The organism is Ramlibacter sp. (assembly GCF_050250995.1).
GTDB lineage: Bacteria > Pseudomonadota > Gammaproteobacteria > Burkholderiales > Burkholderiaceae_C > Ramlibacter.
This window is the reverse complement of sequence record NZ_JBFWNP010000039.1, coordinates 1-23060: the sequence shown is the minus strand read 5'-3', so window position 1 is coordinate 23060 and position 23060 is coordinate 1. Positions and strand designations below refer to the sequence as shown.

The following is a 23060-nucleotide window of genomic DNA, read 5'->3' as shown; positions in this document are numbered from 1 at the left end:
GTCGAGTTTAGGAGATGGCGCTTCGTGCCCACGCTTCGAGCTTCGCGCGAAGCTGCGAAAGCGCGCCGTGCCAGTCGTCGCGGGAAGACTGGCGCAGGAGCTCGAAGCTCGGATACCACGGACTGTCGGTGCGCCCCGTGAGCCAGCGCCAGTCGGCCGAGAACGGCAGCAGCAACCAGGTCGGCCGGCCCAGTGCGCCGGCCAGATGCGCGACGCCGGTGTCGACGCTGACGACCGCATCCACCGCTTCGGCAAGCGCGGCGGTCTCGGCGAAGTCGGTGAGCTCGTCGCCGACGAACACAAGGTGCGGCGCGGCGACGCGCTCCTGGGGGGACACGTCCTTCTGGAGGCAGACGTACTCGATGCCCGACGGAAGCCACGGCAGCAATCGCGCAAGCTCGAGTTCCCGCCGCGAGGCTCCGCGCCAGACCAGCCCGAGCCGGGGTGCATGCCGCGGCCCGAGCCGCCGCCGCCAGTGCGCGACGCGTTCGGGATCGGCACGCAGGTAGGGGAAAGTCGACGGAATCGTTTCCAGGGTCGTTCCGAAGGCGAGGGGCAAGCTCAGCAGCGGGCACTGCAGGTCGAACGCCGGCAGGGGGGTGCCACGCGCGACGACCTCGTGCACGCCGTCGAGCGACGACAGGAGACGCACGAGCGGCGCCGCCACTTCCGCGATCACGCGGGCCCCCCGTCCTGCGAGCAAGGGGAGATAACGGCAGAACTGGATCGTGTCGCCCAGGCCCTGCTCGTCATGCACGAGCAGCGTGCGGCCTTCGATGTCTTCGACGCCGAGCCACAGGGGCTGCGCCAGCTCGCGCCGATGGTGCGCCGTCGAGGGGTTGCGCCAGCGCCACTCGTAGAGCGGCCAGCCGCGCTCGTAGTCGCCCGCCGCCAGCAGGGCGAGCGCCCGGTTCCAGTGCGCCTCGGGATAGGTCGGCTGCGCATCGATCGCCGCTCCGTAGGCCGCCGCCGCCTCGGCCGGGCGATTCAGCAGGGCCAGCGCGCGTGCGCGGTTGTAGTGCGCCTCGGCGAAGGCGGGACGGGCCGCCACCGCCCGCTCCTCCGCGGCCAGTACGGCTTCGACGTGGCCGAGCATGGCGTGCGTGGTGGCAAGGTTGTGGTTCGCGCCCGGATCGTCGGGCTTCAGGGACAGCGCACGCTCGATCAGCTCGACAGCCTGCGCGTGGCGCCCTTGCTGGTTGGCGATGACGCCGAGCAGATGCAGCGCATCGAAATTGCGGGCGTCCTCGGCCAGCAGTTCCTCGTACACCGAACGGGCCGTATCGAGCTGCCCCGCGCGATGCGCGGCGGCGGCCTGAAGGAGACGCTGGCGGGGACCGGGAGCCGGAGCAGGGGCGGAGCTCATCCGCCGATTATCCGAAGCCGGCGCGGCTTGCCGGCCGACGGCGCCCGAGACCCGGCGTACGCCACGCGTGCCTTCCGGCCTGCGCCCGCGCGCAGAGGCGGCCTACAGGCCGGCCGCGCAGGACCGGCCACCATTGCGTCATTGGAAATCGAGACTTGCCATGTTCGACCACAAACAAGACCCGCAACATTCGAGCGCCCTGCGGCGCCGCCTGAACGACTACCGCCTGGCCCTGCAACCGTGGGGGCGCAGCATCATCAATTACCGTGAGGAATTGCGCCGGGCGGTCGGCAACATCGAGGAGCGCCGCCTGGTGCGCATGCGCAGCTACTGATCGGCTGCGTTAGGGAATCTGGATGCCGCTGCGGTCGAGGCCGGGGGGCAGCAGCATCATGAGGCCCGCGCGATCGGTCGTGAGGACGACCTCGTCCTTCTGATTGATGCCGTAGTGCCGGAAGTAGACGATGCCCGAGTCGGTCCGCTTCGCCGACTTGCGCTTGCCGGTGATCTCCGTGCGGGCGCGGATGGTGTCTCCAATGTAGACCGGCTTCACGAACTTCGTGTTCTCGAAACCGAGGTTGCCGAGGGTGGTGCCGAGCGTCATGTCGGGCACGGGCACGCCGCAGACGAAGCCGAAGACGAACAGGTTGTTGATCGTCCGGGCGCCATAGATGGACGACTTCGCGTATTCCTCGTCGATCAGCAGCGGCTGCGACGCGTACGTCATCGCGCACACCATCACGTTGTCGGCCTCGGTCATCGTGCGGCGGGTGGCGTGGTCGAAGATCTGGCCTTCGCGGAATTCTTCGAAATAAAGACCTGGCATGGCCGTCTCGATTCAACAAAATTGGGATGGACGAAGATACAACGTCCCGCTCGTGCCTCGATTCGAATTTCGTCAACCGAAGCTTTCCCGCATTCGCGAAACAAGAACGTTGCCTGTAGGCGCGCATCGGCCGCGTGAAGCTTCGCGCTCCTACGCGGCGCGGGCCGGATAACGCTGAGACTTCCTGGGGTCAGGGAGGTCGAAGAAATGCGAATCGCAAACGCGGGCCGTCATGCCCGAAAGGGTCTCGTAGCCGTCGCGGCCTGGGCACTGGCCACGGCCTGTCTCGCCGGCTCGGCGGGCTTGCCGGCAACGACGTCATGGACGACGACGGGCGCCCCGTCGCCCACGTTCAAGGCAGCGGGCCTCGCCGGCGATGCCATGTCCGAGGACGTCCGCCACGTCGCGACCTGGGCGGTGCATTCGGGCGACCATGGCGCCCTGCCCTTCGTGGTGGTCGACAAGGAGAACGGCCAGCTCTACGTCTTCGATGGCGCGGGCCGGATGCGCGGCACGGCGCCCGCGCTCGTCGGCGCGGCGCGCGGCGACCACACCGTGCCGGGCATCGGCAACCGCAAGATCTCGAGCATTCTTCCCGAGGAGCGCACCACGCCCGCGGGCCGCTTCCTTGCCCGCATGGGCACCGGGCCCAGCGGGGAAGACCTGCTGTGGGTCGACTACGAAGGCGCGGTCGCCATCCATCGCGTGGTCACGAACGTGCCGAAGGAGCGCCGCCTGCAGCGGCTCGAAAGCCGGGTTGCGCGCGACCGCCGCATCACCTACGGCTGCATCAACGTGCCGGTGAAGTTCTACGAAGCCGTGATCGCGCCCATGTTCCGGGAAGCGGGCGGCGTCGTCTACGTGTTGCCGGAAACGCGCCCCGCGCAGGAGGTCTTCGGGTCGTACGAGGTGCGGGAATCGGTGACGACACGCGCGCCTTCGCTGCTGCCCGTGTCGCAATAGACGCGCACGTCCGTCCCGACGGCGCGCCTCGTGCCCTCATGAAAAAACCCGCCGAGGCGGGTTTTTTCATGTTCCGGATCGCGTCAGTTGCGCGCGGGCCGGGGGGGCAGCGGAGCCGGGACCGGCGCCGGCGGCGGGGGCGGCGGAGGAGGCGGCGGCATCACCATCGGCGGCGGCGGCGGGGGCGCCGGCCGCACGATGGGAGCGGGAGGCGGCGGCGGCGGGGGCGGCGGCGGGGGCGACACCACGCGGATCGGCTGCGGCGGGGGCGCGCCGAATCGGTAGACCAGGCCGACCGAGGCCATGTCGATGTCGCCGCGGCGGCGCACCGGATCGCTCACGCGATAACGCTCGAGTTCGCCGCGAATCGACAGCGCCTGCGTGATCGCGTATTCCACGCCGAGGCCGACCTTCACGCCGAGGTCGTTGTCGCGGCGCGAGCCGCCGAACGCCGGCACGGTGCCGGTGCTCGCGAACGAGGAGTTGGCGCGCGTATGGATGAGGCCCACGCGGCCCAAGACCGTGAAGCGCTCCGACAGCGGCATCATGCCGACCAGGTCGAGGTTCAGGCCGCGGAAGCGCGTGCTGCCGCTGAAGGCGCCGAGCGGCACGGGGCCGGCGGTGTAGCCGTAGTCGTAGCGGCCGAGGTCGAAATAGCCGGCCTCCACCGCGAAGTTGCGGTTCACCTGATAGCCGCCGAAGAGCTTGCCGCCCGTATCGCGGTCATCGTCGCGCACGCTGGTCACGGCGCCGGGGGGCACGGTGTACATCGGCGCGTGATCGAAATCGGACTGCGTGGCGCCGATGCTGCCGCCGATATACCAGCCCGGCGGTGCGTCGGCCAGCGCGAGGCCGCCCATGGTGGTGCCGAGCAGCGCGAGGCTCGCGGCGGTGAGTGTGTGCAATCTCAAAACGTAGCTCCCTGAAGGTTGACCGCTCCGAGTATGCGGAGTGCGGGAAAACCCGTGGGGCGCTCTGGCGCAAATACAACTGAGCCTTGGACTTTTACTTCCGTGTACAGACGCGGCGCGCGGAAGTGTGGAAAGGGCGCGCCGGTTTGACAACTATTCATAACTTCGGGGATCATCCGGCATGAGCAAGAGCACCATGAGCTTCGCGCTTCCGGAACCGATGCGCGACTATGTCGACAGTCGCGTGCAGTCGGGCGAATATGGCAACACGAGCGAGTACATCCGCGAGTTGATCCGGCGCGACCAGCAGGAGCAGGCGAAGCGGCGCCTGCGCGCCTTGATCGAAGAGGGGCTCCAGTCCGGGCCCTCGCGCCAGTTGACGCCCAAGGTCGCCGCCGAACTCAGGAAACGCGCGTTCGGCGCGGGCCATTGAAGCCCGCGCGCCTGCGGCCACGCGCCGAGCTCGACCTGGTGGAGATGGCGAGCTATTACACGAAGGTCTCGGGCCGCCCGCTGGCTCAGCGGGCGTTCGATACGGCGCTCCAGGCGCTGGAACTCGTCCAGAGACAACCGAAGTCGGGCTCGCCCCGCCTGGGTCTGATATGCGAAATCCCGTCGTTGCGTGCGCGGCGTGTTCCGGGTTTCCCGCTTCAATGGTTCTACTTCGAACGCCAGGATCACCTCGACGTCGTCAGACTTCTCGGGGACCGCCAGGACATTGTCGGGATTCTGGAAGAGGGTTCGGACTGAGAGATCGATCCGCGTCGACACCTCGACCGGCCTCCGCGATAGCCTGTGCCATGATTCGAACGACTGCATCGTTGGCGTTCTCAAGGAGATTTGCGTGAGCAGACTGATCGTTGCGGCAGCCCTGCCATATTCTCAGGGCGCCTGGTTTCTCCCGCGCTCGGGCAGCCCGGTCGGCGGCGTGCTGACGAAGGACAGATAACGCCGTGTCTTCTCTTCAGGACCTGACAGCCAAGGTCGTCGCCTTTCGCGACGCGCGCGAATGGAAGCAATTCCACAACCCGAAGGACTGCGCTCTGTCGCTCGTGCTCGAAGCCGGCGAACTCCTCGAGATCTTCCAGTGGAAGAACGGCGATGAGATCGACGCGACCGCAGTCGCACGCCGGCAGGATGTCGCCGACGAACTCGCCGACATCTTCAACTGGCTCCTTCTGATCGCCCATGACCAGGGCATCGACCTCGCGCAGGCCCTGACCGACAAGATCGCGGTGAACGATCGGAAATACCCTGCGGACAAGGCCAAGGGCACGAGCAGGAAGTACACGGAGCTGTAGCGGTGATCATCTACCAGGAAGAGAAAGGCAAATTCCTGGAGCACGTCCAGCGGCACGACATCGAGGAAGTCGTGAGCGAATCGTTTTCGCGCCGCACCGGGCGCAAGGTGGGGCGGGAGGAAGTGCGTTCCTGGGCGAACTCCCTCGCTTACATGGGAAAGGTACTGGACGATCCCGCCATTCCCGACGATTGCGGCGTCGGCATCGAGTACGGCATCCCGCAGACCTCCAAACGCATCGACTTTCTCCTGACCGGACGCAACGCAGTCAGCAGCGCCTGTGTCGTCATCGTCGAATTGAAGCAGTGGGAGTCCGTTCGCAAGACCGACATGGACGGCGTGGTGCGCGCGCGCTTCCTGCGCGGCGAAGCGGACGTCAGCCACCCTTCGTACCAGGCTTGGTCCTATTCGGCGCTCCTCGAGGGCTTCAACGAAGCCATCTACAACGAGCCCATCGAACTGCGGCCGTGTGCGTACCTGCACAATCACCCGCCGCCCGGCGGCGACATCGTCGATCCGTTCTATGCGGATCATCTGGAGCGCGCGCCGGTTTTCCTGAAGGGCGACGATCAACGCCAGCGGCTGCGGGATTTCATCTCGAAGCACGTCAGGACCGGCGACAAGGGTCAAGCGCTCTACCGCATCGAGGGCGGCCGCATCAGGCCGTCCAGAAGCTTGGCGGACGCGCTCGCTGCCCTGCTGAAAGGCAACCGGGAATTCGTGCTCGTGGACGATCAGAAGTTGGTCTATGAGCGAGCCATGCGCGAAGCGGCGAGAGCGCGCGAAACGTCGACGAAGCGCGTGCTCATCGTCGAGGGCGGGCCAGGGACCGGAAAGTCGGTGGTTGCCGTGAACCTGCTGGTGGGACTGACCGAGGCCGGCATGACGGCCAAGTACGTCACGAAGAACGCTGCGCCGCGCGCGGTGTACGAAGCGAAATTGACGGGCCACATGCGCCGCAGCCGCATCTCGTGGCTGTTCAGCGGATCGGGCGGATTCACCGACTCCGAGCCGGATGCGTTCGACGCGCTCATTGTCGACGAGGCCCATCGGCTCAACGAGAAGTCGGGCCTTTATGCGAACCTCGGTGAAAACCAGGTCAAAGAGATCATCAGCGCAGCGCGGCTCTCGGTCTTCTTCATCGACGAATCGCAGCGCGTGACCCTGCGCGACATCGGTGACAAGGTGACGATCCGGAAATGGGCGCGGCATTTCGGCGCGGAGGTGAGCGAGATGCCGCTCGCGTCGCAGTTCCGTTGCAACGGATCGGACGGCTACCTGGCCTGGCTCGACAATACGCTGCAGGTACGCGACACCGCCAACACGCGGCTTGCGCCAGGCGAGTTCGACTTCCGCGTCGTCGACACGCCGACCGAACTGCGCGAAATGATCGTGGCAGCCAATGCCGAGCGCAACCGCGCTCGCATGGTGGCCGGCTATTGCTGGAAGTGGGTCAGCAAGAGATCTCCCGGCGCGCACGACATCGTGATGCCGGAGCACGGATTTCGTGCACGCTGGAATCTTTCGCAGGACGGGGGACTCTGGATGATTTCCCCGGGTTCGATCTCCGAGATCGGCTGCATCCACACCGCCCAAGGCCTGGAAGTCGACTACATCGGCGTGATCGTGGGAGACGATTTCGTGGTGCGCGATGGGAAGGTCGTCACGAATCCCTCCGCGCGAGCGACGACGGACAAGTCGCTGAGCGGACTTCGAAACATCGCCAAGGCCGATCCGGCCCGGGCCGCGGGCGTCGCCGCAGCAATCATCAAGAACACGTACCGCACGCTGATGACGCGAGGCATGAAGGGCTGCTACGTCTACTTCACCGATGCGCAGACGCGTGAATACTTCCGCTCCTCCATCGGTCATGTCCCCGAGGCCTCGGCGGCGCCTGACGCGCCTGCGGAGAACATCATTCCATTCCGGCGCCGCAAGCGCCGGGATGTCACTCCGTATGTCGACGCAATCCCGGTCCTGCCACTGAAGATCGCGGCCGGAGCTTTTTCCCCCGGTTCGACCCAAAGCCTCGACGACGTGGATTGGGCGACGCCGGAAGACATTCGAATCGCGCCGGGAATGTTCCTCGCGCAAGTGGTCGGCGAGTCGATGAACAAGCGGATTCCGAACGGGGCGTGGTGCGTATTCCGGGCGCAGCCGACCGGCTCGAGGCAGGGGAAGATCGTGCTCGCACAGCATCGATCCATCGACGACCCGGACACGGGCGGAAGCTACACGGTGAAGATGTACTCGAGCGAGAAGCGCGTGGAAGGCGATGGGTGGGTGCATTCGAAGATCGTGCTGTCGCCACTCTCCAGCGATCCAAGGTATCTGCCGATCGAGCTGACGGATGAGGGCGACTTCGCGGTCGTGGCAGAGCTGGTGGTCGTCCTCGCCTGACGGCCCTGTGCCCCGACAGCGCGCCTCCAATGTTCGAAAGTCCTGAAGAAGCCGGGTTTCCCCTCCGACGCCTCCGCCCGCGAATCTGACACGCTCCTCTGCGCGTCCCGCCGCGCCGGGACGACCTAGGAGTACAAGCCCCATGGGAATGACGATGGTCGAGAAGATCCTCGCCCGGTCCGGTCATCAGGCATCCGTCGCGCCCGGCGACGTGGTGACCGTCGATGTCGAGACGTGCGTGGTGATCGACAACAACTTCATGCACAACCGCATGAGGGAACCGAAGAAGGTGTGGGACCCGGACAAGGTCACCATCATGCTCGACCACATCGCGCCGGCCGACACGGTGATGCGCGCGAGCATGCACCGCGCGGCGCGGCGCTTCGCGGACAAGCAGGGCATCAAGCGCTTCCACGACGTCGGCTCCGGCCAGGGCATCGCGCACCAGCTCGTCGCCGATCAAGGCCTCGCGCTGCCGGGGACCGTGCTCGCCTGCGTGGACTCGCACACCTGCAGCGCAGGCGCCTTCAACTGCGCCGCGCGCGGGGTCGGCCATCCGGAGATGACCTACATCCTCGCGACGGGGCAAACGTGGTTCCCGGTCGTCGAGACGGTGCGCTACGAGCTCGAGGGCGAACTCTCGCCGCTGCTCAACGGCAAGGACGTCATCCTGCAGATCGCGAATGCATACGGCGACCACGCAATGCAGAACGTGGAGTTCGCGGGCCCCGGCGTGCGCACGATGAGCATGAATGCGCGCCGCACGCTGGCTACGATGTGCGCCGAGATCAGCGCGGAGTTCGCGGTGTTCGAGGCCGACGATCGATGCGTGGACCACGTGCGCGAGCGCAATCCCGGCGCGAATTTCGAGCCCCAGTTCGCGGATGCCGATGCGAACTACGCCGCGCGCCGCACGGTGGACCTGAGCGCCATCGAGCCGCTCGTGGCGTACCCCGACACCATCGTGCGCAACTCCCGGCCCGTGCGCGAGGCCGACGGCATCCGGGTCGACCAGGCCTTCATCGGTTCGTGCGCGAACGGCACGCTGGACGATTTCGAGATTGCGGCGCGCATCCTGAAGGGCAAGCAGGTCGCGCGCGGCACGCGCCTGATCGTCACGCCGGGTTCGCAATCGGTGTTCCTCGAGGCCGTGAAGCTCGGCTACGTCGAGACGCTGATGACCGCGGGTGCGGTGGTGACGGCCTCGTCCTGCGGCGCCTGCTGGGGCGGCAGCAACGGCGTGCTCGCGCCCGGCGAGGTATGCATCACCGCCAGTACGCGCAACTACAAGGGACGCATGGGCAGTGCCGAGGCGGCGATCTATCTCGCCTCGCCCGCCACCGTGGCCGCGAGCGCGCTGCGCGGCACCATCACCGACCCGCGCGAACTGCTGTAAGGAGGGACACACCGATGCGATTCAAGGCAAAGACCTGGAAGTTCGGCGACAACATCAACACCGACCTGATCCTGCCCGGTCACGCGATGATGAAGCCCTTCGACGAGCAGCCGCGCTACACCTTCTCGGCCAACCGCCCGGGCTGGGTGGACCAGGTGCAGCAGGGCGACATTCTCATCGCGGGCTCCAACTTCGGCACGGGCTCGGGACGGCCCGGCTCCCGCTCGCTCAAGGTGTGCGGCATCTCGTGCATGGTGGCCGATTCGATCAACGGCCTCTTCTTCCGCAACAGCGTGAACTACGGGCTGCACTCGATGGAGTGCCCCGGCGTCGCCGCCGCATTCGATGAGGGCGACGTCGCCGAAGTCGACTTCGGCAACTTCACCGTGACGAACGCGCGCACCGGCGTCGTGCTGCAAGGGCGGCGCTTTCCGCAGATGCTGCTGGACATCATGAACGCCGGAGGCATCTATCCGCTGATGGATGCCCGCGGCTTGCTGGAACCCGCCAACCCACTCACCGCGTGAACACCATGACATCACCCCGGACTCCAATGCTCCCGCGCGCCGCCCGCCGGCGCGATGTCTTCAGGCTCGGCGCCGCGGCGGTCGCGTCGGTGGCCCTGCCGAGCGTCTTCGCGCAAGGCGACGCGTTTCCCACCAAGACGATTCGCCTCATCCTTCCCGCCGCGGCCGGGGGCACCGCCGACGCGGTGAGCCGCATGCTCGGCGACCCGTTGGCCAAGCGCCTCGGGCAGAACGTCGTGATCGACAACCGCACCGGCGCGGCCGGCATCCTCGGCACCGAGATCGCGATGAACGCGCCGCCCGATGGCCACACGCTGCTGGTGGGCACGGCCGGCGCGATGGCCGTGAACCCGAGCCTGTACCGCAAGCTGCCCTACGACCCGGTCAGGAGCTTCGAGCCGGTGGCGATCCTCGCGTATTCGCCGCTGCTGCTCGTGGCGCATCCGTCCATCCCCGCGAAGACCATCGGCGAACTCGTCACCTACGTGAAGGGCAAGCCCGGCGTCGCCTACGCTTCGGCCGGCAGCGGCAGCACGCCGCACCTCGCGGGCGAGTTGTTCCGGTTGATGACGGGCGCGGACGTGATGCACGTTCCGTACAAGGGCAGCGCGCCCGGCGTCACGGCGGTGATGGCCGGCGAAGTCGGCTACATGTTCACCGGCATCTCTTCGGTGCTGGGACAGGTGAAGGCCGGCAAGCTGCGCGCGCTGTCGCTCGGCGCGACGCGCCGTTCGGCCGCGCTCCCGGACGTGCCGATCGCGTCCGAGTCGGGCCTGCCGGATTTCGTCACGGACTTCTGGTACGGCCTCTTCGCGCCGGCCCAGACGCCCCGGCGCATCGTCGCGCAGATCAACGCCGCGCTCAACGACGTGCTGAAGGACCCCGAGGTGCGCGACAAGCTGGTGGGCCAGGGCTCCGAGGCCGCCGGCGGCACGCCCGAGCAACTGGCGGCCTTGCTGCGCAAGGACATGGACCGCTGGGCCGGCGTGGTGAAAGCCTCCAACATGAAAGTCGATTGAAATGCCGAAGACCACCATGCCGGCGCGGCTGCGCGAACTCCTCGCGCGCCCCGGCATCCTGACCCTGCCGGGCACGTACGACTGCATCGGCTCGCGCCTCATCGCCTCCGAAGGCTTCGAGGCCTTCTACATGACCGGCGCGGGCACCGCGGCGGCGCGCACCGGACGGCCCGACGTGGGCCTGATCACCGTGAGCGAGATGGCGGACAACGCCGCGCGCATGGCGGGCTGCGTGGACATCCCCTTGATCACCGATGCGGACACCGGCTACGGCAACGTGCTGAACATGATGCGCACGGTCGAACTGTTCGAGCGCGCGGGCGTTGCCGGCATCCAGATCGAAGACCAGGTGTTTCCCAAGAAGTGCGGGCACTACGAGGGCAAGCAGATCGTGTCCGCCGACGAGATGGTGCAGAAGATCAAGGTGGCGGTGGACACGCGGCGCGACGCCGACCTGGTGGTGATCGCGCGCACCGACGCCATTGCCGTGACCGGCTTCGAGGATGCGCTGGAGCGCGCGCATCGCTACGAGGAAGCCGGGGCCGATGTCCTCTTCGTCGAGGCGCCCCGCACGATGGAGCAGTTGCGCACGCTCGGCAAGTCGTTCGGCAAGCCCCTGCTCTACAACATGGCGATCAGCGGCAAGACGCCCTTCCTCTCGGCACCCGAGATGGAGGCGCTCGGCTTCAAGATCGCGCTTTTCGCGGGCTCGCCCATGTACATGTACGCGCACGTGACGCAGGAGCTGCTGCGCGGCCTGAAGCAGGGCGCGAACCTGGAGAGCTACAAGGAGCGGATGCTGCCTTTCGCGGATTTCTGGAAGTTGATGGGGATGGACGACATCGCGAAGTTCGAGGGAAAGTACGGCGCGTCCTGAGCGCGCGAGGGCCCTCGCGCGCTGCCGGGGCGGTGTATAAGCCTTGGGGATGGGGCACGACACATCGAGAACGCAACGCCTGTCGCTCGTCGACAAGCTGGTGGGTTCGGCCCGGTGGTCGCGTCGCATCCTGGTCGCGGGCACGGCTCTCATCCTCGTCCTCGCCTGGTCGGTCTGGTTCGTCTTCACGCAGCACGAGCGGGAGGAAGCGATCGAGGCGGCCACGCGCCGCCAGAGCAATCTCATCCTGGTCGTCAGCCACTATCTGGCGCGGTCCCTGAGCAACTCCACGGCGCTGGCCCAGTACCTGGCGCGGGCACGCGACACGGAAGCCGACTTCACCGCGACCCTCGTCGAGCGTGCGGCGGCCAACGAATTGTTCAGCGAACTCCTGTATTGCGGCGCCGACCGGTACGCAGCGAGCAGCCGGCCCGCGGACGCAGACTCCACCTCCCACTGTGCCGCCTGGCTCGCGTCGGCGCCGCCGGGCGCCCGGGCGCATGCGGCGGCGCCCATCGCCACACGGAATGGCACGCACGTTCCCCTGCTCACGTACGTCCCCGCGGGCGCTGCGCGCTCCGAAGGGGTGCTGGTGCTGCTCATCGAGCTCCCGCGCCTCCTCGGCCTTCTGCAGGGGTACAAGGTTCCCGACGAGACCACGGTGCTCGTCCTGGCCCCCGACGGCGGCCTTCGCGCGCGGTGGCACAGCAGCAAATTCACGAGCGATCAACGAGCGCCCGAGGCAGCATTGCTCCCCACGGTTCTTTCGCGAGGGCAGCCCGGACAGTTCCATGCCATCGAGGGCCGGCCGAAGATCATGACGGCGCGCCGCGCGGAGCCCAGCACGCTCTACGTCCTGATCGCCACCGACCTCGGTGCGACGCTCGACACGCCTCGAAGGCGCTCCCTCTACATGGCCCTCGGCAACGGCGTGGCCACGCTGCTGCTGCCGCTCTTCGCCTTCATCGTCCTTCGGCTGCAGGCGCGCATCGTCGACGTCGGCACGGCGCTGGGCGACGCGCAGAAGCAGCTGGAGCAGATGAACGAGCGCCTCGAGGGCGAGGTGGCGGCCCGCACCGCGCAGTTGGAGCGTGCGTACGGCGACCTCGAGACATTCACCTATTCCGTGGCCCATGACGTGCGTGCGCCCATCGGCGCGATCAAGGGCTTCGCCGATGTACTGAAGGCAACCGTGGCCGCCAGCGGCAACGAGAAGTCGATTCACTACCTGCAGCGGATCATCGCCAATGCGTCGCAGATGGACGATCTGACCGAGTCCCTGCTGGCGCTCGGCAAGATATCGCGGGCGCCGCTGTCGCTGGCCGCGGTCGACCTGCAGGCGATCGCCTCCGATGTCCTCTACGCGCTGCGCGAACGCGACCCCGGCGCGCGCATCGTCCTCACGACGATCGAGGGCGACCTTCGCGTGATGGCGGACCGGGTGCTCATGCGGCAGGTCATGGAGAACCTGCTCGGGAACGCCTGGAAGTTCACCTCGCGACGGGAGACGGCCGAGATCTCGGTCACCGGCCAGTCGAACGAGGACTCCGGCGAAACGACGATCTGCGTGCGCGACAACGGCGAGGGCTTCGATGCGTCGTCGGTCGCGAAGCTGTTCAAGCCGTTTCAGCGCATGCACTCCGCCAGCGAATTTCCGGGCACGGGCGTCGGGCTCGCGACCGTGGAGCGGATCGTGGCGAAGCATGGCGGCCGGGTGTGGCTCGAATCGAGCCCGCAGGCGGGAACCTCCGTGTTCTTCACCCTGCCGCGCGCCGCGGACTGACTCAGTTGCGCGTTCCCGCGATGTCGTAGAGCGGCGAATTCTCCATCACCTTGCCCGCGAACGAATTGCCCTTCACGGTGACTTCGGCCGCTCGGGACTGGCCCTTCGGGTCGAGGAAGCTGAACTTCAGGCGGTCGCCGGTCAGGGTGGGGCCGAGGATGATCTGCTCCTTGCCGTCGATCGTCAGCGTGCCGCCCACTCGCTGGTAGCGCTGGACGAGATTGAGGGTCGCCGACGTGGCGCCGTCGATGCCGCTCACGTTCCACTTGCCGGCCGCATCGGCGGGAACGACATAGTAGAACCCGCTGGGATAGGTGGTGCCGATGAACGCATCGGGCTCCCAGTCGCCCATGTTGAACGAGTTCGTGACGACCCGCGTGCCCGGCCGCATCTTCAGGATGGTGGGGCGCAGCTTCAGGTTCAGGTGCGGCAGGAGATACATCGTGAGGACCGTCGCATTCGAGAAGTCCTCGATGAAGATGTCGCCGTGGATGATGCGGACCTTGTCGCCGACGCCGGCGCGCACGACGTTGCGCGCGGCGAGGTCCGCCATCTCCTTGTTGTATTCGATGCCGACCGCGTTGGCGCCGAACTTCTTCGCCGCGGCGATGGCGATCTTGCCGTCGCCCGCGCCCAGGTCGAACACGAGATCGGTCGGCTTCACGTCCGCCATCCTGAGCATCGATTCGGCCATCGCGTCGCTCGTAGGCACCCAGACCACGTCCTTGCCGGATTGGCCGACCGTCGGCTGGTATTGCGCATCGCCGTGCTGCGGGGCGGCGGGCGGCGGCGGGGGTTCGACCGTGGCGCAGGCGGTGAGGGCCAGGGCGATCGCGAACGGAAGAAAGCGCATTGCGGACCTTTATGTGCGGGGGTGGAAACGAGGGCGGGACGAGGACGGATCGCAGCATACGCGAGCGGCACCGCGGCGTGAATCTGGGGCAACCCCTGTACCGCCGCGCATGTTAGGGTCCGCATCGTGGCCCCCAATGGAGGATGCGACGATGACCGTGGAACTCGAGGACTATTACGCCGCGCGCGCGTCGGAGTACGACCGCATCTATGCGAAGCCGGAACGGCAGGACGACCTTCGGGCCGTCGAGCGATGGCTCGCGCAGGCGTTCGCCGGAAAGTCCGTGATCGAAATTGCGTGCGGCACGGGGTATTGGACGCAGTTCATCGCGCCGGACTCTGGCAGCGTCCTTGCCCTCGACGCGTCGCATGAGGTGCTGGCCATTGCGCGGTCGCGCGTGACGGCGCCGCACGTGTCGTTCGTCATCGGCGATGCGTATCGGCCGCCCGAAGGTACGGCGCCGTTCGAGTCCGCGTTCGCGGGGTTCTGGTTGTCGCATGTACCCAAGGCGAGGCTCGGCGAATTCCTCGAAGGGCTGCACCGCACGCTCGCGCCGGGGGCGAAGGTGGTGCTCCTCGACAACCTCTACGTGGAGGGCAGCAGCACGCCGATTTCGGAGGAGGACGCGCAAGGCAACACGTACCAGGCGCGCAAACTCGACGACGGCTCGGTCCATCGCGTGCTGAAGAACTTTCCTTCGGAACACGACTTGCGCGAGATGGTGGCGGGCATCGCGACCGACGTCGTCTATCGCCGCTGGCGCTACTTCTGGGCGCTGGAATACGCTTGCAGCCGGGAAGCGCCCTTTACCGATTCTCCAGCAGCATCTCCCACGACGGCCGCGAGGTGAAGCGCTCCGGCGGTACGCGGCCCGCGACGAGTGCGTTGCCCAGTTCCCGGTTGAGCGCGATGTAGCGGCGGCCGAGCGCCAGCCGCGCTTCTTCCCACCGTGCGAGCGCCGCGTCGACTTCCCCGCGCCCGATGTTCGACAGCGCCTCCGCGAGCGTCCACGCATCGTCGGCCGCCTTCGCCGTGCCCGCGCCGAGATGCGGCCGTCCGCTGAAGGCCGCATCGCCGATGACGCACACGCGGCCGCGCACCATGCGGGGCGTCTCGACGTCCACGATGACCTGGATGAAGGGCTGCGCAGTCCGCAGGACCACCTCCCGTGCAACGGCGGGGAGTTCGTCGCGGGCGTACGAATGCAGCATCTCCGTGACACGCGGGCTCAACCACCCGGCCGGCACCGACCAGTCGCGCTGCTTGCCGTCCTTGTCCACGAGCAGCTGCGGCAGCTCCGGCTCGCTCACGGGCCGATACCACACGATCGCATACGCGATGCCGCCCGACTTCTGGGGGATCGGGTAGATGCTCATGTGACTGCCTTCCGGCAGGATGTACAGGCCATCGCCGTCGAGCATCTCGCGCGCCTCGCGCGAAAGCTCGCCTTCCTGTACGACGCCGCGCCAGCACACGTAGCCGGCATAGCGCGGCCCCGAACCCGGCACAAGCCATTCGCGAACGCCCGAGGACTGGCCGTCCGCGGCGACCACCAGGTCCACGTCCACCGGCGCGCCATCGGAGAAATGCACGCGCGTGCCGCCGTCGATCGGCTCCAGGCGCGCGACGTTCGCGTCGAGGTGGTAGCGCTCCCGCTCCACCGCGCCCAGCAGCATGTCGTACAGGCGCATCCACGAGCTGTACGTGATCTGCGTGCGCTCTTCGTAGACGATCCGGTTGTCTGCGCCGACGAAACGGAACCGGTCCGACGAGCGCGTGTTCGTGCTGGCATCGACATCGATGTCGACGCCCAGCAGCCGGTTGCGCAGATCCTGCTGCACGCGCAAGCCCGCGCCCCGGTCCTGGAGCGTCGTCCTGCTGCGCTCGTAGACGTGGACATCGAAGCCCGCGCGCCGCAGCGCCAGCGCGGCCATGAGTCCGCCGAGCGAGCCGCCGATGATGGCCACCCGCAGGGGCGTCTGCGCGGCAACGCCCGCGTTCGTGTGTTCAGTGGTCATGTGCGTACGCCCTCCACGCCCGCCGCCGCGCGCAGGGTGAGCACGCCGTCCAGGGCCACGAGCCTCGGCGGCGTGCCTGCGAGCAGCTTCACCGGATTGACTTCGAGAACGTCGAGCCGGTCGCCCAGCGCCTGCGCGACGGCGGCGAGGCGCGAGACGAAGATGCGAACCGCATCTTCGACGGCCTCGTCCTCGAGGTTCAGGAAGAAGCGGCGAACCAGCTCGCGTGCGCCATTCCCGTCGAGCGGCAGCAGCGCGGTGACCGCGCCTCGCAAGGAGTTCGTCCACGCGCCGCCGAAGCCCAGCGTCAGCAGCGTCCCGTAGCGCGCGTCGCGCTTGATGCCCACCAGCAGCTCGAGCCCTCCGGCGATCATCTCCTCGACGAGATAACCGTCGACGCGGGCGCCGGCGGCGCGCTCCGCGACGTCCTCCGCCATCCGGTCCACGGCCCCGCGCAAGCGCGACGGATCGAAGACCATCGCGACGCCGCCGACCGCGGCCTTGTGCAGGATGTCGCGACTCGCGACTTTCAGTACCGCGGGAAACGCAACGCCGAGATCCGCCGGAATCGATTCACCCGCGGGCAGCAGGCGGGCGGCGGGAATCTCGATGCCCGCAGCGGCAAGAATCGCCTTCGTGTCCGGTTCGCTGAGCGTCGTCGCGCCGCTGTCCAAGGCAGCATCGATCGATGCGTGCGCCGCGGCCGGCAAGGCGTCTTCGGCGGCAGCGAGTCGCTTGCCGGCGCGCTGCCCGTGCGCCACCCGCTTGCCGAGTGCCTGCACCAGCAGCGCGTAATCCGTCATCACGGGCAGGCCGGCGTCGAGCAGGGCGTCGTAGCCTTCCTGCGCGCGCGTCGTGCCCTGCCAGATCGGGATGAGCAGCTTCCTCGTTTTCCGCGCGGCGTCGATGATGGCCGCGGCACGTCGCGCGCCCATCGCGCCGACGGCGCCGCCCATGGGAACCACCAGCACCTCCACGGCGGCGTCCGCGAGCATGGTGCCGATGGCCGTGCTGAAGATCTCCTGCGACGACGCGCCGAAGCCCGTGATGTCCATCGGGTTGCCGGGGCTCGACTGCGGGATCAGCGCCTGCAGCGCGTCTTTCGTCGCCTGCCCGATCTCCGGCAGGTCGAGTCCATGTCGAACGAGTTCGTCCACGATCAGGACGGCGGTGCCGCCCGAAGGCGTGAGGACGCCGACGCCGGGACCGAACGTCCGCGTCGCCGTCGCATGCATCAGCGCCGCGAGCACCTTCAGCTCCTCGATCGAATCGGCGCGAATCGCGTTGTGATGCGCGAGCATCGCCTGCAGCGCCATGTCGTCGTCGACCAGGGCGCCCGTGTGCGTGGCGGCGACTTCCGCGGAGCGCGCGGTGCGCCCGCCTTTCAGGATCGCGACGGGCTTGCCGAGTTCGTTCGCACGCCGCAGCGCCTCGATCGTGCGCGCCGGATCGCGAATGGCCTCGACGAACGCGATCACGGCGCTCGTGTCGGGCTGCTCGATCGCATGCCCGATGAATTCGGCCGCCGTCGTCACCGCTTCGTTGCCGATCGACGCCACCGAGCAGATCACGCGGCTGCACCCTTGGTAGAGCATGGCCGCGATGGACCCGCTGCCGGAGACGAGTGCCACGGTGCCCCCGCCCGCCTTCTCCTGGTCGAGGTTCGACATGAAGCTCATCGCCGCGCCGCTGCGCACGTCGAAGACCCCGGTGCCGTTGGGTCCGCACATCACCGCGCCGGCTTCGCGGCACAGGTCGACCATGCGCTGCTGCAGCGCGGCGCCCTCCGCACCGGCTTCGGCGAATCCGCCGCTGAACACGACAAAGGCGCGGATGCCGCAGGCAAGGCATTGCTCCAGCTCCGCGATGACATGCGCCGCGGGACGCGCGATCACCGCCGCGTCCACCGGCTCGGGAATGTCGCCCGGCGAGCGATAGCACCGGTAGCCTGCGATCTCCTCGGCCTGCGGATTCACCGGGTAGACGCGCCCCGTGTACCCCAGGGCGCGCAGGTAGGCGAGCGGCCGGCCCGAGAACTTGGCCGGGTCGGAGGAAGCGCCGAGGACGGCGATGGAGCGCGGCCGCATGAGCCGCGCGAGTGGCCCCTCGTCCATCGCTCAGTACGCGACGTCCGCGCGGTCCAGCACGCGCATGGCTTTCCAGATCATCGGGCCGTCGATCATCCCGTCGCCCACCATGTACACGCCCGCACCGCGCTTCTGCGCATCGCGATAGCCGGCGACCACCTCCTTCGCGTAGGCGACCTCCTCCGCGCTGGGGCTGAAGACTTCGTGCAGCACGGGAATGTGGCGCGGCGTCGGGCACGTGCGGCCGGTGAACCCGAGCTGCTTGGAATACTCGCTGCTCGCGCGCAGACCTTCCATGTCGTGGACGACGATGTGCATCACGTTGATCGGCTCCAGCCCCGACGCGCGCGCCGCCGAGACGACGCGGCTCATCGCGTACAGGGTCTCCAGCTGCTGCGGCGTGCGGGTGGCGCCGATGCTGTGGGTGTAGTCCTCCGCGCCGAAGTGCAGGTTTGCCATCCGCGGGTGCGCGGCGGCGATCTCGTACACGTTGCGCATCGCCTCCGCGGTCTCGATGTACGCGGAGAGCAGGATCCCGCCCACCGGCAGGTTGTTGCGGATCTCCAGCGTCTGCAGCACGCGCGCCACCACGCGCACGTCCTCCGGCGTCTTCACCTTCGTGATGATGAAGCCCGTCGGCGGCGAGTGCTTCGTGAAGTACTCGAGATCGTCCAGCCAGAACTCGGTGTCGGGTCCGTTGATGCGGATGAAGCGTTCCTTGTCGCCGTAGGCATGCGAGTTGAGCGCCTCGGCGGCGATGCGGCGGCCTTCCGCCTTGCGCTCGGGCAGCACGGCGTCCTCGATGCAGATGATGCAGGCGTCGGCCCCGCTCGACGCCTGCTTGCGCAGCAGATCGGCGTTGTCGGCGGGCGCCATGAGGAAGGAGCGGCGCCGGCCGCGGGCACGACCCGCAACCCCGGCGGCGCCGGTGGCGGAGATATTCGTAGTCAAGTCATTCCTTTCGTTCGCTGTCACTTGTGCTTGCTCCAGAGCTCGGGCATGGATTCGCCGCGCGCCATTCCGTCGCGCACCTGCCGGTCGCTCTCGCCGATGCTCCGGGCCTGTTCGAGAATCGCTTCGCGGTCGTTCCACGGCGCCGCGATCACGCCGCCCCTGCAGCCGGCCACGAGGTCGCCGCTGTCGATGCGGATGCCGTTGAGGTAGACGGTGCTGCCCACGTCGATGATTCGCGCATTGCCCGCGACGGTGGAGATCGCGGTGCCGAGGGCGAAGACGGCCAGGTCCAGGTCGAGGGTCTCGAGCTGCTCCACATCGCGCACGCAGCCGTTGAGCACCACGCCGACGGCGCCGCGCCGCACGAGATGCGCGAATGCGAGCTCGCCCATCGCGCTGAGCATCAGGCCGCCCGCGTCGAGCACGATCACGTCGCCCGGCTTCGCGTGCTCGCGCAGCTGCGCGCCGCCGTACTCCTTGACCGGGATGCTCCTGTGCGGCTCGTATTGAATGCGTGCCGTGAGTGCGCGGCCGACGAACGTGGTCCGGCGGCCCTGCGGCTTGAAGGCATGCAGCACGCCCCCCGTCTGCGCGCGCCGCGCGGAGTCGCCCAGCGTATAGCCGTCGAATCCGCGCAGCTCGGCGAGGACGGGATCGATCGCTTCGCTCAATCTCAGTCCTTCAGGTCGAGCGTCTTCACGAGCACGCTGAACCGGTCGAGTTCGCGATTGATGAACTGCCCCATGGCTTCGGGCGAATCCGCGACGACTTCGTGGCTCTGGCCGTTGAGCACCTTCGTGACGGCGGGGTCCCTCAGCACCGAGACCACGACCGAGTTGACGCGGTCGACGATCGGCCGGGGCGTGCCGGCGCGCGTGATCAGGCCAAGCCACTCGTAGCTTTCGAGCTGCGAAAAGCCCTCGTCCGCCATGTTCGGCAGGTTCGGGAAGCCCACGGGATTGCGGCTGCCGGTGGAGGCGAGCGCGTTCAGCTTGCCGGCCTCGATGAACTGCTTCACCCCCGGCGGCGCGACGATCATCATCTGGATGCGGCCCGCGACGAGTTCGAGGGCGGCGGGGCCGGCGCCCTTGAACACGACCGGCGTCACCTTGAGCCCCGCTTCGTGCTTGAACCGCTCCATCATCACGTGGCCGTTGCTCAGGCCGCCGGCGATGCCGTAGAAATACTTGTCCGGGTTCTGCTTGACCAGCGCGACGAGCTCGCGGACGTTGCGCGCGGGAACCGAGGGATGCACCACGAGCACGCTCGACAGCCGCGTGAGCGTCGTGACCGGCGCGAAGTCGGCGCGCACGTTGTAGCCGATGTCCTTGTTCACGAACGGGTTCACCACGTGCGAGCTGGAGACCAGGCCGAACGTGTAGCCGTCGGCCGGCGCCCGCGCGACCTCGGCCGTGCCGATGGCGCCGTTGGCGCCCGGCCTGTTGTCGATGACCACCGGCTGGCCGAGCACGTCGGCCATCTTCGTCGCGAGCAGGCGGCCGATCGCATCCGTCGCCCCGCCCGTGCCGTAGGGAATGACGAGACGGATCGGCTTGGTGGGCCAGCCGGCCGGATTCGCTCCCTGCGCATGCGCGAACGAAGCGGCCAGCAGGCCGCCCGCCGCGGTGACGATGCGTCGCCGCGAAATGTCGATGCTGTTCATGTGCCTTGTCTCCATCGTTGTGGTGTGGCCGTGATTCAGGCCGGGGGCGCGCTCTCGGCCATGCGCTGCTTGGCTTCGAGCGAATAGGGGGCGGTCATGACGCGGATCGGCGAGCCCGCGAGGTACGCGAGGATGTTCTCCAGCGACTCGCCGTAGAACACGCGGAACTGCTCGTCGGTGATGTAGCCGGTGTGCGGCGTGAGGACGACGTTGTCCAGACTGCGCAGGGGATGTTGCTTCGGCAGGGGCTCCACGTCGAACACGTCGAGGCCCGCGCCCCCGATGCGCCCCTCTTGCAGCGCGGCGACGAGCGCCTGCTCCTGCACGATGGGGCCGCGCGAGGTATTCACGAGAAATGCGCCGGGCTTCATGAGACGAAGCTCCCGGTCGCCCAGGAGTCCGCGCGTGCGGTCGCTCAGCACGAGCTGGATCGTGACGACGTCGGAGCTCGCGAGCAATTCATCAAGCGCCACCCGGCGCGTGCCCGCCGCCTCGGCCGCTTCGCTCGTGAGGTTCTGGCTCCATGCCACCGTCTTCATGCGGAAAGCGTGCGCGATGTCCAGCATGCGCTTGCCGGCGATGCCGAGCCCGAGGATGCCCAGCGTCTTGCCCTGCAGGGGCACGGTCGGCCGCGTCTGCCATCCGCCCGCCTTGATCGCGCGGTCGTCGCGCACGATGCCTCGCGTCAGGGCGAGGATCAGGCCCCAGGCGAGTTCGGGCATCGCCGCCATCACGGACGCCGTGTTGCACACCGTGATGCCCTGGCGGCGGGTCGCGTCGAAGTCGACGGCCCAGTTGTCCGTGCCCGTCACGCACAGCAGTTTCAGCTTCGGCAGCCGCGCGAGCAGCGAGGCCGTGAAATGCGTGCGCTCGCGCTCCGACACGACGATGTCGAAGGGCGCGAGGCGCTCGGCGATCGCGTCCTCGGTGTCCAGGTGATCGTGGAAGAAAGTGACTTCGGCCTCGCGCCCGAGGCGAGACCAGTCGGCGACCTCGCGCACGATGCGCATGTAGTCGTTGATCACCGCAACGCGCAGCATGGTGCCGTCCTCGCGCCGTGCGCTTTCCGGCTCAGGCGAGCCGGAAGTTCAGTTCGACCGTCACGCCGTTCGGGTCGGTGACGAACAGCTGCTTCAGCGAAAGCTGGGGGACGTCCCGCTCGACGTAGGCGATGCCCAGGCGCTGCAGATGCGCGAGCGCGCCGTCGAAGTCGGGGCCGTCGAACGCCACGTGGTCGATCGCGCCGCCGCCTGTGAGCGTGGACACGTCCTTCGCGCCGAGATGCGCCTCCAGCTCCTTCATGGCCTGCGGGTTCGTGGCGTCGACGCCGCTCACATGCACGACCGGAATGTCCGCGCGGTCGTACAGCCAGGCGCCGGGACGCGTGCTCGGCCGCGGCCCCACGCGCAGCCCGAGCACCTCGGTGTAGAAGTCGATCGTCTCCTGCATCTTCGGGGTGCGGAGGTTGTAGTGGTCGAGGCGAAGCTTCATCGCAGGGGCCTTGCGGTTGATCCGTTAATGATAGGTCAATAAATTGGACGTCGCAACGGGGGACTCCTGGAGGTACCATTCCCACTCATTCGTTCGGCAGCAGGAAGAGGATTCATTGAGCGCCACCCGTTCCACCCCGGCCCGCAAGGCAGGCGCCGCCGCGGCGAAGACACCCGCGCCGAAGACGCGGCTGGCGCCGGAAGATCGCAAGCGCCACATCGTGGAGACGGCGGCGGACTTTTTCGCGGAGCACGGATTCGAGGCCGGCACGGCGGACCTTGCGCGTGCCCTGGGCGTGTCGCAGCCCCTGATGTACCGCTATTTCCCGTCGAAGCAGGACCTCATCCAGCACGCGTACGAGCACGCTTTTCCCTCGGCCAATTACTACGCGCGCTGGCTGCGGGAGCTGGACGACCGGGACGTTCCGCTGCGCGAGCGGCTGGTCTGCTTCTACGTCGACTACACGAGCGCGCTGCTGAACCCGAAGTTCCTGCGACTGACCAGCTGGGCTCGCCTTGTGGGCAGCGACCACCTGAACGCGAAATACACCGAGATGCTGAACGCGGAGATTCTTCCCCGCATCGCGCGCGCGCTGCGGCACGAACTGCTCGGCGAGTCGAGGCCTC

The 23060-nt window shown here is 67.8% G+C and carries 24 protein-coding genes; 13 read left to right on the top strand and 11 right to left on the bottom strand.

Annotation, left to right across the window (positions count from 1 at the left end; genetic code table 11):
• Positions 1 to 7: 7 nt before the first annotated feature.
• Positions 8 to 1366, bottom strand: a complete 1359-nt coding sequence (locus AB7E83_RS20660) for a tetratricopeptide repeat protein (protein WP_428572691.1) — start codon at positions 1364 to 1366, stop codon at positions 8 to 10.
• 160 nt (positions 1367 to 1526) lie between these two features.
• Here AB7E83_RS20660 and AB7E83_RS20655 point away from each other — a divergent pair, with 160 nt between their 5' ends.
• Positions 1527 to 1700 (top strand): hypothetical protein, encoded by a 174-nt coding sequence (locus tag AB7E83_RS20655; protein WP_428572690.1) that lies wholly within the window; start codon positions 1527 to 1529, stop codon positions 1698 to 1700.
• A 9-nt stretch (positions 1701 to 1709) separates the two neighbouring features.
• Here AB7E83_RS20655 and AB7E83_RS20650 read toward each other — a convergent pair whose 3' ends face one another.
• A complete protein-coding gene (locus tag AB7E83_RS20650) occupies positions 1710 to 2192 on the bottom strand; it encodes a MaoC family dehydratase (RefSeq protein WP_428572689.1) in 483 nt (160 codons plus the stop codon).
• 207 nt (positions 2193 to 2399) lie between these two features.
• On the opposite strand from AB7E83_RS20650, the gene AB7E83_RS20645 reads away from it, so the two are divergent.
• Entirely contained in the window at positions 2400 to 3155 is a 756-nt protein-coding gene (locus tag AB7E83_RS20645; protein WP_428572688.1) for a hypothetical protein, read from the top strand.
• An 83-nt stretch (positions 3156 to 3238) separates the two neighbouring features.
• On the opposite strand, the gene AB7E83_RS20640 is transcribed toward AB7E83_RS20645, so the two are convergent.
• A complete protein-coding gene (locus AB7E83_RS20640) occupies positions 3239 to 4060 on the bottom strand; it encodes an outer membrane beta-barrel protein (protein ID WP_428572687.1) in 822 nt (273 codons plus the stop codon).
• A 187-nt stretch (positions 4061 to 4247) separates the two neighbouring features.
• Between AB7E83_RS20640 and AB7E83_RS20635 the strand changes: the two genes are divergently transcribed.
• From AB7E83_RS20635 to AB7E83_RS20595, 9 genes are all read left to right on the top strand, one after another.
• Positions 4248 to 4499 (top strand): type II toxin-antitoxin system ParD family antitoxin, encoded by a 252-nt coding sequence (locus AB7E83_RS20635; RefSeq protein WP_428572686.1) that lies wholly within the window; start codon positions 4248 to 4250, stop codon positions 4497 to 4499.
• Positions 4496 to 4816: a type II toxin-antitoxin system RelE/ParE family toxin gene (locus AB7E83_RS20630; RefSeq protein WP_428572685.1), complete on the top strand. Its 321-nt coding sequence runs from the start codon at positions 4496 to 4498 to the stop codon at positions 4814 to 4816. Before AB7E83_RS20635 ends, AB7E83_RS20630 begins: the two co-directional genes overlap by 4 nt.
• A 203-nt stretch (positions 4817 to 5019) precedes the next feature.
• Positions 5020 to 5367: a nucleotide pyrophosphohydrolase gene (locus AB7E83_RS20625; protein ID WP_428572684.1), complete on the top strand. Its 348-nt coding sequence runs from the start codon at positions 5020 to 5022 to the stop codon at positions 5365 to 5367.
• Positions 5368 to 5696: 329 nt separating this feature from the next.
• Positions 5697 to 7766 (top strand): DNA/RNA helicase domain-containing protein, encoded by a 2070-nt coding sequence (locus AB7E83_RS20620; protein WP_428572683.1) that lies wholly within the window; start codon positions 5697 to 5699, stop codon positions 7764 to 7766.
• Positions 7767 to 7920: 154 nt separating this feature from the next.
• Positions 7921 to 9162 carry a 3-isopropylmalate dehydratase large subunit gene (locus AB7E83_RS20615; protein ID WP_428572682.1) on the top strand — a complete coding sequence of 414 codons (1242 nt, stop codon included), beginning with the start codon at positions 7921 to 7923 and terminating at the stop codon, positions 9160 to 9162.
• Positions 9163 to 9176: 14 nt separating this feature from the next.
• Positions 9177 to 9689 carry a hypothetical protein gene (locus AB7E83_RS20610; RefSeq protein WP_428572681.1) on the top strand — a complete coding sequence of 171 codons (513 nt, stop codon included), beginning with the start codon at positions 9177 to 9179 and terminating at the stop codon, positions 9687 to 9689.
• Positions 9690 to 9715: 26 nt separating this feature from the next.
• Entirely contained in the window at positions 9716 to 10708 is a 993-nt protein-coding gene (locus AB7E83_RS20605) for a Bug family tripartite tricarboxylate transporter substrate binding protein (RefSeq protein ID WP_428572680.1), read from the top strand.
• A 1-nt stretch (position 10709) separates the two neighbouring features.
• On the top strand, positions 10710 to 11585 hold the full coding sequence (locus AB7E83_RS20600) for an isocitrate lyase/PEP mutase family protein (RefSeq protein WP_428572679.1): 876 nt from the start codon (positions 10710 to 10712) through the stop codon (positions 11583 to 11585).
• Positions 11586 to 11634: 49 nt separating this feature from the next.
• The gene (locus tag AB7E83_RS20595) at positions 11635 to 13368 is read left to right on the top strand and encodes a sensor histidine kinase (protein ID WP_428572678.1); all 1734 of its coding nucleotides are present in this window, start codon (positions 11635 to 11637) and stop codon (positions 13366 to 13368) included.
• A 1-nt stretch (position 13369) separates the two neighbouring features.
• On the opposite strand, the gene AB7E83_RS20590 is transcribed toward AB7E83_RS20595, so the two are convergent.
• A complete protein-coding gene (locus AB7E83_RS20590) occupies positions 13370 to 14221 on the bottom strand; it encodes an SAM-dependent methyltransferase (RefSeq protein WP_428572677.1) in 852 nt (283 codons plus the stop codon).
• Between the two features lie 151 nt (positions 14222 to 14372).
• Between AB7E83_RS20590 and AB7E83_RS20585 the strand changes: the two genes are divergently transcribed.
• A complete protein-coding gene (locus AB7E83_RS20585) occupies positions 14373 to 15071 on the top strand; it encodes a class I SAM-dependent methyltransferase (protein WP_428572676.1) in 699 nt (232 codons plus the stop codon).
• On the opposite strand, the gene AB7E83_RS20580 is transcribed toward AB7E83_RS20585, so the two are convergent.
• Genes AB7E83_RS20580 through AB7E83_RS20550 form a run of 7 tightly spaced genes read right to left on the bottom strand, consistent with a single transcriptional unit; the run spans position 15028 to position 22434 of the window.
• Complete coding sequence (locus AB7E83_RS20580; protein WP_428572675.1) at positions 15028 to 16239, bottom strand: FAD-dependent monooxygenase; 1212 nt, start codon at positions 16237 to 16239, stop codon at positions 15028 to 15030. The two genes, AB7E83_RS20585 and AB7E83_RS20580, sit on opposite strands and share 44 nt — an antisense overlap.
• Positions 16236 to 18353, bottom strand: a complete 2118-nt coding sequence (locus tag AB7E83_RS20575) for an acetate--CoA ligase family protein (RefSeq protein ID WP_428572674.1) — start codon at positions 18351 to 18353, stop codon at positions 16236 to 16238. Before AB7E83_RS20575 ends, AB7E83_RS20580 begins: the two co-directional genes overlap by 4 nt.
• Positions 18354 to 18356: 3 nt before the next feature.
• Positions 18357 to 19277 carry an HpcH/HpaI aldolase/citrate lyase family protein gene (locus tag AB7E83_RS20570; protein WP_428572673.1) on the bottom strand — a complete coding sequence of 307 codons (921 nt, stop codon included), beginning with the start codon at positions 19275 to 19277 and terminating at the stop codon, positions 18357 to 18359.
• A gap of 20 nt (positions 19278 to 19297) precedes the next feature.
• The gene (locus AB7E83_RS20565) at positions 19298 to 19951 is read right to left on the bottom strand and encodes an RraA family protein (protein ID WP_428572672.1); all 654 of its coding nucleotides are present in this window, start codon (positions 19949 to 19951) and stop codon (positions 19298 to 19300) included.
• Positions 19952 to 19953: 2 nt separating this feature from the next.
• Positions 19954 to 20943 (bottom strand): Bug family tripartite tricarboxylate transporter substrate binding protein, encoded by a 990-nt coding sequence (locus AB7E83_RS20560; RefSeq protein WP_428572671.1) that lies wholly within the window; start codon positions 20941 to 20943, stop codon positions 19954 to 19956.
• 35 nt (positions 20944 to 20978) lie between these two features.
• Positions 20979 to 21983: a D-2-hydroxyacid dehydrogenase family protein gene (locus AB7E83_RS20555; RefSeq protein WP_428572670.1), complete on the bottom strand. Its 1005-nt coding sequence runs from the start codon at positions 21981 to 21983 to the stop codon at positions 20979 to 20981.
• A gap of 31 nt (positions 21984 to 22014) precedes the next feature.
• Positions 22015 to 22434 carry a VOC family protein gene (locus tag AB7E83_RS20550; protein ID WP_428572669.1) on the bottom strand — a complete coding sequence of 140 codons (420 nt, stop codon included), beginning with the start codon at positions 22432 to 22434 and terminating at the stop codon, positions 22015 to 22017.
• 115 nt (positions 22435 to 22549) lie between these two features.
• Here AB7E83_RS20550 and AB7E83_RS20545 point away from each other — a divergent pair.
• The coding region (locus AB7E83_RS20545) for a TetR/AcrR family transcriptional regulator (protein WP_428572668.1) at positions 22550 to 23060 on the top strand (511 nt) is incomplete at its 3' end.